At 73.4% G+C, this 12,293-nt stretch carries 12 protein-coding genes; 9 read left to right on the top strand and 3 right to left on the bottom strand.

What is annotated here, in order from left to right; genetic code table 11:
- Window positions 1–31 precede the first annotated feature (31 nt).
- Complete coding sequence (locus tag GQF42_RS38905) at window positions 32–1,201, top strand: FAD-dependent oxidoreductase (RefSeq protein WP_158927835.1); 1,170 nt, start codon at window positions 32–34, stop codon at window positions 1,199–1,201.
- Between the two features lie 6 nt (window positions 1,202–1,207).
- Here GQF42_RS38905 and GQF42_RS38900 read toward each other — a convergent pair whose 3' ends face one another.
- Complete coding sequence (locus tag GQF42_RS38900; RefSeq protein WP_199272948.1) at window positions 1,208–1,891, bottom strand: TetR/AcrR family transcriptional regulator; 684 nt, start codon at window positions 1,889–1,891, stop codon at window positions 1,208–1,210.
- Window positions 1,892–1,990: 99 nt separating this feature from the next.
- On the opposite strand from GQF42_RS38900, the gene GQF42_RS38895 reads away from it, so the two are divergent.
- From GQF42_RS38895 to GQF42_RS38885, 3 genes are all read left to right on the top strand, one after another.
- A complete protein-coding gene (locus tag GQF42_RS38895; protein WP_158927833.1) occupies window positions 1,991–2,554 on the top strand; it encodes an NADPH-dependent FMN reductase in 564 nt (187 codons plus the stop codon).
- A gap of 364 nt (window positions 2,555–2,918) precedes the next feature.
- Window positions 2,919–4,340 (top strand): amidase, encoded by a 1,422-nt coding sequence (locus GQF42_RS38890; protein WP_158927831.1) that lies wholly within the window; start codon window positions 2,919–2,921, stop codon window positions 4,338–4,340.
- 227 nt (window positions 4,341–4,567) lie between these two features.
- Window positions 4,568–5,014, top strand: coding sequence for a type II toxin-antitoxin system PemK/MazF family toxin (locus GQF42_RS38885; protein ID WP_158927829.1), 447 nt, complete (start codon window positions 4,568–4,570; stop codon window positions 5,012–5,014).
- A gap of 12 nt (window positions 5,015–5,026) precedes the next feature.
- Here GQF42_RS38885 and GQF42_RS38880 read toward each other — a convergent pair whose 3' ends face one another.
- Window positions 5,027–5,878, bottom strand: coding sequence for a TIGR02452 family protein (locus GQF42_RS38880; RefSeq protein WP_199272947.1), 852 nt, complete (start codon window positions 5,876–5,878; stop codon window positions 5,027–5,029).
- A gap of 276 nt (window positions 5,879–6,154) precedes the next feature.
- Between GQF42_RS38880 and egtA the strand changes: the two genes are divergently transcribed.
- The 4 genes from egtA to egtD are packed head-to-tail and all read left to right on the top strand — an operon-like array spanning window position 6,155 to window position 10,609.
- The gene (gene egtA, locus GQF42_RS38875; RefSeq protein ID WP_158927825.1) at window positions 6,155–7,495 is read left to right on the top strand and encodes an ergothioneine biosynthesis glutamate--cysteine ligase EgtA; all 1,341 of its coding nucleotides are present in this window, start codon (window positions 6,155–6,157) and stop codon (window positions 7,493–7,495) included.
- Window positions 7,492–8,838 (top strand): ergothioneine biosynthesis protein EgtB, encoded by a 1,347-nt coding sequence (egtB, locus tag GQF42_RS38870; RefSeq protein ID WP_158927823.1) that lies wholly within the window; start codon window positions 7,492–7,494, stop codon window positions 8,836–8,838. Before egtA ends, egtB begins: the two co-directional genes overlap by 4 nt.
- Window positions 8,838–9,653 carry an ergothioneine biosynthesis protein EgtC gene (gene egtC, locus GQF42_RS38865; RefSeq protein WP_158927821.1) on the top strand — a complete coding sequence of 272 codons (816 nt, stop codon included), beginning with the start codon at window positions 8,838–8,840 and terminating at the stop codon, window positions 9,651–9,653. The genes egtB and egtC overlap by 1 nt, the downstream gene beginning before the upstream one ends.
- On the top strand, window positions 9,650–10,609 hold the full coding sequence (gene egtD, locus GQF42_RS38860; protein ID WP_158927819.1) for an L-histidine N(alpha)-methyltransferase: 960 nt from the start codon (window positions 9,650–9,652) through the stop codon (window positions 10,607–10,609). The genes egtC and egtD overlap by 4 nt, the downstream gene beginning before the upstream one ends.
- Window position 10,610: 1 nt before the next feature.
- On the opposite strand, the gene GQF42_RS38855 is transcribed toward egtD, so the two are convergent.
- A complete protein-coding gene (locus GQF42_RS38855) occupies window positions 10,611–11,864 on the bottom strand; it encodes an extracellular solute-binding protein (RefSeq protein ID WP_158927817.1) in 1,254 nt (417 codons plus the stop codon).
- A gap of 209 nt (window positions 11,865–12,073) precedes the next feature.
- Here GQF42_RS38855 and GQF42_RS38850 point away from each other — a divergent pair, with 209 nt between their 5' ends.
- The gene (locus GQF42_RS38850) at window positions 12,074–12,289 is read left to right on the top strand and encodes a dodecin (protein WP_158927815.1); all 216 of its coding nucleotides are present in this window, start codon (window positions 12,074–12,076) and stop codon (window positions 12,287–12,289) included.
- The last annotated feature ends 4 nt before the right edge of the window (window positions 12,290–12,293 follow it).

Here is a 12,293-nt window from a genome sequence, read left to right as displayed (position 1 = left end):
CACCCACCCGCACACCCACCCGGAGGCCACCATGACCGCCCCCTCGCACAGCACATCCACCCTCCCTCACCTGCCTCACCACCCCGTCACCGTCGTCGGCGCGGGGCTCGGTGGGCTCGCGCTCGCCCGGGTGCTGCACGTGCACGGCATCGAGGCCGCCCTCTTCGATCTGGACGCTTCGCCGGACGCCCGGATCCAGGGCGGGATGCTCGACATCCACGACGACTCCGGCCAGGAGGCGCTGCGGGCGGCCGGGCTGCACACGGAGTTCCTCCGGCGCGTCCACGCCGGTGGACAGGCCATGCGGGTCCTGGACCGGTACGGCACGGTCCGGCTGGCCGAGGCCGACGACGGCAGCGGCGGCCGGCCCGAGATCGACCGCGGTGCGCTGCGCGAGCTGCTGCTCGGCTCGCTGCCCGAGGGCACGGTCCGCTGGGGCGCCAAGGTCACCGGGGCGCGCCCGCTGGGCGGCGGCCGGCACGAGGTGAGGCTCGCGGACGGCACCGGCTTCACCACGGACGTCCTGGTCGGCGCGGACGGCGCCTGGTCCAGGATCCGCCCGCTGCTCTCGCCCGCCCGGCCCGCGTACACGGGGGTGTCGTTCGTCGAGGCGGACCTGACGGAGGCCGATGTGCGGCATCCGGCGAGCGCGGCGGTGGTCGGCGGCGGGATGCTGTTCGCGCTGGACGCGGGCCGGGGCTTCCTCGCGCACCGCGAGAGCGACGGCAGCCTGCACGTCTACGCGGCCGTCGAGGCGCCGCAGGACTGGCTGGACGGCATCGACTTCGACGACACCGAGGCGGCGAAGGCGGCGGTGCTGAAGGAGTTCGGCGGCTGGGACGAGAGCCTGCGGGCGCTGGTCGCCGACGCGGACGGGCTGCTGGTGCCCCGGCGGATCCACGCACTGCCGGTCGGGCACCGCTGGGACCGGATCCCCGGGGTCACCCTGCTCGGGGACGCGGCCCATCTGATGTCGCCGTTCGCGGGCGAGGGAGCCAACCTGGCCCTGCTCGACGGCGCCGAACTGGGCCGTGCCCTGGCCGCGCACCCCGGGGACACCGAGGCGGCGCTGACGGCCTACGAGGAGCGGATGTTCCGGCGTGCCGAGGTGTCCGCGGCGGAGTCGGCGGCGAACAGCGCCCTGCTGTTCCGGGCCGACGCCCCGCAGGGTCTGCTCGACCTGTTCGTACAGGGCGTCTGAGCGGGCTCAGCGCTGCGGCGGCTCGGTGCCGGTCACCCGGGCGACCAGGTCGATCCAGCCCGTCTCGAGGCGCTCCATGGGCATGCCGCACTGACGGGTCTGATGGTGGATCAGGGCCGGGTCGAGCGAGGCCAGCAGCGTCTGGGCCAGCAGGTCGCAGTCGGCGTGCGGCACGATCCGGCGCAGCAGCATCGTGATGTGCGTGCGCCGCGCCGCTATCGCCGGATGGGAGAAGCGACGGGCGGGATCCGGCTGGGCGGCCAGCTGGAGGTCGAGCTGCTCGGCCGACCGGTACAGCACCGCCACGCCGAAGGCGCGCAGCCGGTCCAGGGGCGGCGCTCCGGGGCCGAGCGGCGCGGGCCCGCCCAGGAAGTCGGCCTGGAGCTGCCGGTCGGCGTGGTCGAGCAGGGCCATCAGCAGCCCCGTGCGGTCACCGAAGCGGCGGAACACCGTGCCCTTGCCGACCTTGGCCGCCGCGGCCACCGCCTCCATGGTGACCCCGGCCACCCCGTGTTCGGCGATCAGGCGGGCGGCGGCCTCCAGCAGCCGGGCCCGGTTGCGGGCCGCGTCGGCGCGCAGGCACGGCTCCTCGGTGGCCGGAGCCACCTGGAGCAACCGAGGTGCGTCGAGGGGCTCCTCAGGCATCGGGAAAGAGGGCAGCGCGGCGGACATGAAGCCAGCGTAAAGCATCGGGAACAAAACTGGACCGCGGTCCGCTTATGCTGGTAGAAACTTAAACGGACTTCGGTCCGGATCGAAACCGCGATGATTCAGCCCTTTGGAGTTCCCATGTCTGTCCGTATCCTCGCGCTCGTCGGCAGCCTCCGCGCCGGTTCGCACAACCGCCAGCTCGCCGAGGCGGCCGTCAAGCTCGCTCCCGAGGGTGCCGAGGTCGTGCTCTTCGAGGGCCTCGCCGAGATCCCGTTCTACAACGAGGACATCGACGTCGAGGGCAACGTGCCGGCCCCCGCCGCGAAGCTGCGTGAGGCCGCCCAGGCCGCCGACGCCTTCCTGCTGTTCTCCCCCGAGTACAACGGCACCATCCCGGCCGTCCTGAAGAACGCCATCGACTGGCTGTCCCGCCCGTACGGCGCCGGCGCCTTCGGCGGCAAGCCTGTCGCCGTGATCGGCACCGCCTTCGGCCAGTACGGCGGCGTGTGGGCGCAGGACGAGGCCCGCAAGGCCGTGGGCATCGCCGGCGGCAACGTGATCGAGGACATCAAGCTGTCCATCCCGGGCTCCGTGACCCGCTTCGCCGCGACCCACCCGGTGGACGACGCCGAGGTCGCCGCCCAGCTGACCGAGGTCGTCGCCCGTCTGCACGGCAACGTGGGCGAGACCGCGGCCGCCTGAGCCGTGTCGCACCCGGAAAGGGGGCCGGAGTCGCACTCCGGCCCCCTTTTTCGCGGCATGGTCGCCAACACGGTGCGGATCTACACGCTCGGCGCACACGTCCGCAGCCGTCTCGACACTGCCTATATGACCTGTGCCTGCCTCGGCGGCAGCCTCGGTTCCTTGCTGGGCGCCCGGGCCTACGCGTGCTGCGGCTGGACCGGGGTGTGTGCCGTGGCCGCCGTGTCCACCGCGCTGGGGCTGCTCCGGCACCTGTGCGCCGTACACCGGACGCACCCGCCTGGCCGAAACCGGTATCGGAGCCCACACCCGGACGTTACCGTTCGGTAGACATCGTGCCCGGAGCCTCCCGGAGGTGCTCCCCATGACGCCCGACCGTGCCGCAGGCCTCGCCGAGAGCCGACGTGCGCTCGCCGAGGGAGAGGTGTCCTCCGTCGCGCTGGTGGAGCGGGCACTGGCCCGGATCGAGGCCACGCAGCCGACCCTGAACGCGTTCCGGATCGTACGGGCCGAGGCCGCGCTCGCCGAAGCGGCCGCAGCCGACCGGGAGCTGGCCGCCGGGGTGCGAGGCCCGCTGCTCGGGGTGCCGGTGGCGGTCAAGGACGACATGGACGTGGCGGGCGAGCCGACCGCGTTCGGCTGCCGGGGCGACTTCCCGCCGGTGGCCGAGGACGGTGAGGCGGTACGGCGGCTGCGCGCGGCCGGTGCCGTGATCGTGGGCAAGACCAACACCTGCGAGCTGGGACAGTGGCCGTTCACCGAGGGGCCGGCGTTCGGGGAGACCCGCAACCCGTGGCACCCCGGGCACACGCCCGGTGGTTCGTCCGGAGGTTCGGCCTGCGCCGTCGCCGCCGGGCTCGTGCCCGCCGCGCTCGGCTCCGACGGGGCCGGCTCGGTGCGGATCCCGGCCTCGTGGACCCATCTGATCGGCATCAAACCGCAGCGCGGCCGGATCTCGACCTGGCCGCACGGCGAGTCCTTCCAGGGCATCACGGTCAACGGGACCCTCGCCCGCACGGTCGCCGACGCGGCCCTGCTGCTGGACGCGGCGAGCGGCAACCACGCCCGGGACCCGCACCGGCCGGCCGCCCTGACGGTGGCGGACGCCGTCGGCCGCGCCCCGGGCCGGCTGCGTATCGCCCTGTCGCTGAACCCTCCCTTCACCGCCCTGCCGGTCCGGCTGCACCCGCACATCCGCTCCCGGGTCGTCGAACTCGCCGAAAAACTCGCCGCGTTGGGGCACGAGGTCGAGGAGGCCGATCCGCCGTACGGGCCGATCGGGCTGACCTTCGTACCGCGCGCCACCGCCGGGATCGCCGAGCGGGTCCGGGACGTGCCCGACCCGGCGCTGCTCGATCCGCGCACCCGGGAAGCGGCCCGGCTGGGGCGGCTGCTCGGCGGAGTCCCGCTCCGGGCGGCCCGGCGCGCGGAGGCGGTGCTGCAGCGTCGCATCGGCCGGTTCTTCTCCTCCTACGACGTGATCCTCGCGCCCACAACAGCCGCTCCCCCGCCCCGGGTCGGCGCCCTGAACCGGCTGGGCGGGGCGGCCACGGACCGCGCGATCATCGTGGCCTGTCCGTACGCCTGGCCGTGGAACGTGCTGGGCTGGCCCGGCGTGAACGTACCCGCCGGTTTCGTCGACGGCGGCCTGCCGGTCGGCGCCCAGCTGCTCGGCCCGGCCGACAGCGAGCCCCGCCTGGTCTCTCTCGCCGCACAGTTGGAGACGGAGCTGCACTGGCACGAGCTGTGGCCGCCGGAGCCGGCGGTGGACTGCCCGGCCGGGTGAGGAGGCCCGTCCGTCCCGGTGGCCCACGGCAGTTGCGCCCGGACCGGCGGCAGCGCAGCGGTGGCGCGGGCCCCCGGCCGGCGGCATGCGCGGTCCCACCCACCGGCCGACGGGGGCTGACGTACGCGACCGTGCGCCGCTTGTTCCGCCTGCCCCCACCGCACCTGCGCAACACCCGCACGGTGGTCGCCCGTTGCCCGATCAGGGCCGACCGCTAAGGTTCCCCCGTGAGCACGTTTACCGAAGAGAACGTCCCCGGCCGGTACGGCCCCCACGCCACCACCGAGGCCGACCCGCACGGGGTCGGCCGGGTGCACACCGAGTACTCCCCCGCCCACGACGGCGACCCGGACCCGGGCGAGATCGTGTGGACCTGGGTGCCCTTCGAGGAGAACGACGGCCGGGGCAAGGACCGCCCGGTCCTGGTCGTCGCCCGGGAGGCGGCCGACACGCTCCTCGCCGTGCAGCTGACCAGCAAGCGGCACGACGGCGACCGGGACTACGTGGCGATCGGCAGCGGGCCGTGGGACCGGTCCGGCCGGGACTCCTGGGTGGACGTGGACCGGGTGCTGCGGCTGCACGAGCAGGGCATGCGCCGCGAGGCGTGCGCGCTGGACCGGGGGCGGTTCAACCTGGTCCGCCAGCGGCTGCACGAGCGCTACGGCTGGACCTGAGCGCGGCACACCTCAGAGAAACGCCCGGGCGAACGCTTCGCGCACCACCGCTCCCGGTGTCCGGTCCAGCACCCCGAACACCACGTGGTCGAAGGTGCTCGTGAACCGGCCGCCGGGGCCGAGCAACGCCCGGAAGGCGCCGGCGACCTGCACCGGGTCGTTCTGGAACACTCCGCAGCCCCAGGCGCCGAGCACCAGCCGGCGGTAGCCGTGGGCGGCGGCCGTCTCCAGCACGCGCTCGGCGCGCACCGCCAGGGCGCCCGGCAGGCCGTCGGCGCGTTCGGGCGCCGTGCGCCGTACGACGCCCGCGTTGGGTGCGGCCGCGGTGAGGAAGCCCGCGCGGTACGGCTCGGCCAGCAGCCGGCCCCTGTCGTCGCGGAAGACCGGGACGGCCGGTGAGTGGATCACCCGGTCCGTGTAGAACGGATCGCGCTCGGCGCGGTGGTGGTCGTAGAAGGCGCGGGCCGTGAGCAGGCAGGTGTACAGCGCCGAGGCGCGGCACAGGGCCTCTTCCTGGGCCTGCGCGCCGTTGAGATAGCCGCCGCCGGGATTGCGGGCCGAGGCGAAGTTCAGGACGGCGACGGGTGCGTCGGCCATCCGGCGGGCGGCTTCCAGACTGCTCTCACCGGTGACCTCGAAGGCGGTGGCCCCGAAAGCGCTGCCCTCGCGGGCGGCTGCCGCCGCACCGCGGGCGTCACCCGGTTGCCGTACCGGGACCGGCTCCGGTCCGCACATCCGCGTCCCCGCCCGGGCGGCCTCGATGTCCGCCCCGAGGGACACCTCCCGGCCGTCCGGCGCGCGGTACCGGCCCGCGGTCACGATCTGCTCCGTCTCCGCGGCGATCCCGCGCAGGCGCGCGCTCACGGCGCCACCCCCGTGGACGCCCTGGCGACCGCCCGCGCGGTTTCCCCCGTCGTGCTCATGCATGCATCCTGGGCGATGCTGGTGATGCGCTGCAACGGAGTTTCCCCGCTCCCGGAACGGCCGGAGAACGCGTACGGAAACGGAGGTGACCGAACGGGAACGTCCGACGGGGCACTCTTGTGCGAACCGGCTCGAGGGTCTTGGGTGGAGCGCATGCCTGGCCGGGCCATGACCGACCTGGCCGGTGGCATGGTGGAATCTCAGGAGGATCCCGACATGTCCGACTCGAACACCGGCGGCGACTGTACCGAGCACCGCACCGCCGTCACCGAGCCCGAGGTGGAGGCCCTGGTCAGGGGCATCTGCTTCAAGACCGGACCGCCCCGCGCCCTCGGTGTGGAACTGGAGTGGCTGGTCCACGAGCTGCGCGCACCGCAGCTCCCCGTGACACCCGAACGACTTCAGGCGGCCTACGCCGCCTTGCGGGCCGTACCCCTGCACTCGCCGCTGACCGTGGAACCCGGCGGCCAGCTGGAACTGAGTTCGCTGCCCGCAGCCTCCCTGATGGAGTGCATCCGCACCGTCTCCGCCGACCTGGACGCCGTCCGTGGCGTCCTCGCCGAGGACGGGCTCACCCTCGTCGGCATCGGCCACGATCCCTGGCACACGCCGCGCAGGTTCCTGCACGAGCCGCGCTACGACGCCATGGAGACCTGTCTGGACCGCACCGGTCCGGCCGGCCGGCACATGATGTGCACCTCCGCCTCCGTACAGGTCTGCGTGGACGCCGGACAGGAGGAGCCCGGCCCGCTCGGCCATGCGCGGCGCTGGTGGCTGGCGCATCACCTGGGCGCGGTGCTGGTGGCCGCGTTCGCCAACTCCCCGCTGATCGGACAGGAGCCCACGGGCTGGCTGTCCACCCGGCAGTTGCTGTGGCTGGAGATCGGCGCCGGCCGCGCGGGCGCCCCCCGGCTGGACGGCGCACCGCGCGACGTCTGGGCCCGGCATGTGCTGGACTCGCCGGTGATGTGCGTCCGCCGTGACGGCGGGCCGTGGGAGGTGCCCGAGGGACTCACCTTCCGGGAGTGGACACGCTCCCGCTCACCCCGGCCGCCCACCCGGGCGGACCTCGACTACCACCTGACCACGCTGTTCCCGCCGATCCGCCCGCGCGGTCACCTGGAGCTGCGCATGATCGACGCACAGCCCGGAGAGGACGGCTGGATCGTGCCGCTCGCGGTGACGGCGGCACTGTTCGACGACCCGGGGGCCGCCGAGACGGCGTACCGGGCCGTGAAACCCCTTGCGGAGCGGGCCATGGACCTGCCGGCCCCGCACAACCCGCTGTGGACCGACGCGGCCCGGCACGGCCTCGCCGACCCGGAGCTGCGCGAGGCCGCCGCCGTGTGTTTCGCGGCGGCACTGGAGGCACTGCCCCGGCTCGGGGCCGACGCCGAGGTGACCGACGCGGTGGCCGCGTTCCGGGACCGTTACGTCGCCCGGGGACGCTGCCCGGCCGACGACCTGCTGGACCTGCGGCGCGGCCTGGACGCGTCCCGGCCCGGCGGCACCGGCGGCACCTCCACCGACCGCCGGAGGAAGGACATCCGCACATGACCGCCCCCGACACCGACGCCTTCACCGCCGGCAGGGCCGAACCGGACACCGAGGCGCTGCGCGAGCGTGCGCTCGCCTCGCTCCTCACCGCCCGTGACCGCACCACGCTGTTGACCTCCTGCGTCGAGGAACCGGACCTGACCGCCCAGCACTCCCCGCTGATGTCCCCGCTGGTGTGGGACCTCGCCCACATCGGCAACCAGGAGGAGCTGTGGCTGCTGCGGGCGGTCGGCGGCCGGGAGGCCATGCGGCCCGAGATCGACGGCCTGTACGACGCCTTCGAGCATCCGCGCTCCGAACGCCCCTCGCTGCCGCTGCTGGCGCCCGCCGAGGCGCGCGCGTACGCGGCCGAGGTCCGCGGCCGGGTCATGGACCTGCTGCAGGGCGCGGACTTCCACGGCTCCCGGCTGACCGAGGCCGGGTTCGTCTTCGGGATGATCGCCCAGCACGAACAGCAGCACGACGAGACCATGCTGATCACGCATCAGCTCAGGAGGGGGCCGCGGGCGCTGACCGCCTCCGACCCCGAGCCGGCAGCGCCGTTCACCGGTCCGGCCGAGGTCCTCGTGCCCGGCGGCCCGTTCACGATGGGCACCTCCACCGAGCCCTGGGCGCTGGACAACGAACGCCCGGCGCACGTACGGGAGGTGGCGCCGTTCTGGATCGACACCACCTTGGTGACGAACGCCGCGTACCAGGCGTTCATCGAGGACGGCGGCTACGACACCGAGCGCTGGTGGACCCCGGACGGCTGGGCGCACATCAGGCAGCACTCCATCACGGCCCCGCTGTTCTGGCACCGGGAGGGCGGCCAGTGGCTGCGCCGCCGGTTCGGGGTCACCGAGCCGGTCCCGGCGGACCAGCCGGTCCTGCACGTGTGCTGGTACGAGGCCGACGCCTACGCCCGCTGGGCCGGACGCCGGCTGCCCACCGAGGCGGAGTGGGAGAAGGCCGCCCGGCACGATCCGGCATCCGGCCGCTCACGGCGCTACCCGTGGGGCGACGCCGACCCGGCGCCGCAGCACGCCAACCTGGGCCAGCGCCATCTCGGCCCGGCGCCCGCCGGAAGCTTTCCTGCGGGCGAATCCCCGCTCGGTGTACGGCAGTTGATCGGGGACGTGTGGGAGTGGACGGCGAGCGACTTCCTGCCGTACCCCGGCTTTGAGGCCTTCCCGTACCGGGAGTACTCGGAGGTGTTCTTCGGCTCCGACCACAAGGTGCTGCGCGGCGGTTCGTTCGCGGTGGACCCGGTGGCCTGCCGGGGCACGTTCCGCAACTGGGACTACCCGATCCGGCGGCAGATCTTCTCCGGGTTCCGCACCGCCCGCTCGGAGGTCGCCTGATGTGTCGCCATATCGCTTACCTGGGACCGGAGATACCGCTCGGGCAGCTGCTGACGCAGCCTCCGCACAGCCTGGTGCACCAGTCGTGGGCGCCGCAGCGGCAGGCTTCCGGGACGGTCAACGCCGACGGTTTCGGGGTGGGCTGGTACGCCGCACAGGATCCGGTCCCGGCGCGGTACCGGCGGGCCGGGCCGATCTGGGCGGATCCGGCCTTCGCCGATCTGGGCCGGGTGGTGCGCTCCGGCGCCGTGCTCGCCGCCGTGCGGGACGCTACGGCCGCAACCGGGGACGGCGAGGCAGCCGCGGCACCTTTCTCCTCCGGGCGCTGGCTGTTCAGCCACAACGGCGCCGTCGCGGGCTGGCCGGACTCCGCGGCCCCGCTGGTGTCCGCGCTGCCCCCGGTCGACCTGCTGGCGCTGGAGGCCCGTACCGACTCGGCGTTCGTGTGGGCGCTGGTCCTGCACCGGCTGCGTTCGGGCGACGAGCCGGGGCAGGCCCTCGGCGAATCGGTCCGCGAACTGGCCGGGGCGGCGCCCGCCTCCCGCCTCAACCTGCTGTTGACGGACGGCGACACGATCGCGGCCACCGCCTGGGGTGACAGCCTCTGGTACCGCACCGAGCCCGGCCGGAGCACGGTCGTCGCCTCCGAGCCGTACGACGACGACCCGCTCTGGCAGGAGGTCCCCGACCGCACCGTGCTCACCGCGAGCCGCGCCGGTGTGCTGCTCGCCCCGCTGGAGGATCCGGCGTCCTCCCCCACTCCCGACTCCGCTCGAGCGGGGGCACCCCCATCATCGAAGGAGCCCTGCACGTGAGCCACCTGCACGTCACCCGCACTCTCCCCGAGGACGCCACGGACGCCGCGCTGCGCGCCGACGTCCTGCACGGCCTCACCGTCCGCCCCAAGTGGCTGCCGCCGAAGTGGTTCTACGACGCGCGCGGCAGCGAACTGTTCGAGCAGATCACCGAGTTGCCCGAGTACTACCCCACACGCGCGGAGCGGGAGATCCTGGCCACGCGCTCCGGCGAGATCGCCGCGGCGAGCGGTGCCCGCACGCTGGTCGAACTCGGCTCGGGTTCCTCGGAGAAGACCCGCCACCTGCTCGACGCGCTCGCGCCCGCGGCGTACGTGCCGGTCGACGTCAGCGAGAGCGCCCTCGTCCAGGCCGGGCAGGCACTCGTCCGGGAGCGCCCGGACCTCGAGGTGCACGCCCTGATCGCCGACTTCACCGCCCCGCTGGACCTGCCCGCCACACCCGGCCCCCGGCTGGTGGCGTTCCTCGGCGGCACGATCGGCAATCTGCTGCCCGACGAGCGCGCGAAGTTCCTGGCTTCCGTGCGCTCACTGCTGGAGCCGGGCGACGGGCTGCTGCTCGGCACCGACCTCGTCAAGGACGAGCGGGTGCTGGTGCGGGCCTACGACGACGCGGCCGGGGTGACCGCCGCGTTCAACAAGAACGTGCTGGCCGTCGTCGACCGTGAGCTGGGCGCCGACTTCGACCCGGACGCCTTCGACCACGTGGCCCTGTGGGACGCCGAGCGCGAGTGGATCGAGATGCGGCTGCGCTCGCGTACCGCGCAGACCGTGAAGGTGCCCGCGCTGGACCTCGCCGTGGACTTCGCGGCGGGCGAGGAGCTGCGTACCGAGGTGTCGGCGAAGTTCCGCCGGGACGGAGTCAGTGGCGAACTCGACGATGCCGGACTGGAGTTGACCCACTGGTGGACCGACGCCCAGGACCGCTTCGCGCTGTCGCTGAGCGTGGTGCGGTGAGTCAGAGGTCCGGCGCGAGCTTCTCGGTGATCCTGGCCGAGGCCCGGCGGGCCTCGGCCGCCGGGTCCGCTCCGTCCAGCACGCGGGTCATGTACTCCTTGATCGGGTTGTCGGCCTCGACGTCGGCCCACTGAGGGGTGCTGGGGGTCGCCCGGCCGTGTGCCGCACCCGCGGCCATGGCGGCGACCCCCTCCTCGTCCGCGACCGCGCCCGCCAGCGTGCTCTTGTTCGGCACGTAGTTCATGGTGCGGGCGAGTTCGGTGTCCCACTTGGCGCCGGTGAGCGCCCCGACGACGGCGGTCGCGGCGAACTGGTCCTTGGTGTTGTCCGGGACCACGAGGTCGGAGCCGCCGGTGAATACGGTGCCGGGCCGGGCCGCGGTCTTCCCCGGCACCGGGAAGAAGCCCAGTTTCCCCTTGAGGGCCGGATTCTGCTGAACGATCGACTGGGCGAGCCCGGGTACGGCGACGATCTGGGCCACCTTGCCGCCGGCGAACACCCCGGCCTGGGGCGGGTGTTCCTCGTCGGCGCCCACCGGGCCCCGGCCCAGCGCCTGGAGCTGCCGGTAGAACTCCATGCCGCGCAGCGCGGCCGGGGTGTCCAGGCTGCCCTTCCATTCGTAGTCCCGCTGCACGGCGAGGTCACCGCCCTCGTCCCAGATGAAGCCGGAGAGCGTGTACCAGTCCTGCCCGGCAAGGTAAATGCCTTGACTGCCGCCGGAGTTGAGCTTCTGGGTGTCGGCGAGCCACTCCTCGCGGGTCCGCGGTGGGCGGGTGACGCCGGCCGCCTCGAACAGGTCCTTGCGGTAGATGACGACACGGTTGGCCGCGTACCAGGGGATGCCGTACTGCGCACTGCCGTCCTTGCCGGGATCGGCGAGGCCGGGCAGCCACGCGTCCTTGCCCCAGTCGCGCATCGACTCCAGCGTGAGATCGGCGAGCCGGCCACCGTCGGCGTACAGCGGCACCTGTGTGTTGCCGACCTCGATGACGTCGGGGCCCGTTCCGGAGCCGTCCTTGAGCGCCGCTCGGACCTTCTCGACGATGCCGGTCCACTGCTGGATGCGGATGTCGAGGCGCAGGTCCTTGTGGGTGCGCTCGAAGTCCTCGGTGAAGCGCCGCAGGAACTCCTGGGAAGCGCTGTCCTTCATCAGCCACACGGTGACGGTCTTGCGCTCGTGCCCGCCCGGGAGCATCCCGCAGGCGCTCACTAGGCAGCCGGTGGCACAGACGAAGGCGAGCAGACGACGTCTCACGAGGGGTCCTGTTCTGTCTGGCATGGCGTGCGGACAGGTGTGGGGGCCCGGCGTGGGGGGACGAGCGCAGGCGCTCGTACGGGTGTGCTGGATTTTGGTATGGACCAATGCGGAGGTCAAGGCCTACCAGCGACAGCTCCGGGACGCCGTGCGGACGGAGCGGGGATGCGGCACGGTGGAGGGTGGCCTGACACGAGAGGAGCACCCGCATGTCGAATCACACCTACCGGGTCACCGAGATCGTCGGCACCTCGCACGAGGGCGTCGACCAGGCCATCCGCAACGGCATCGCGCGCGCCGACCAGACGCTGCGCAACCTGGACTGGTTCGAGGTGACCCAGGTCCGCGGACAGATCGAGAACGGGCGGATCGAGCACTACCAAGTGGGCCTGAAGGTGGGCTTCCGCATCGAGGACGAGGACTGACCCG

Source organism: Streptomyces broussonetiae, assembly GCF_009796285.1.
In the GTDB taxonomy this organism is placed as follows: Bacteria; Actinomycetota; Actinomycetes; order Streptomycetales; family Streptomycetaceae; genus Streptomyces; species Streptomyces broussonetiae.
Note: the sequence above shows the minus strand (reverse complement) of the source record. Positions and strands in the feature narration are given on the sequence as shown.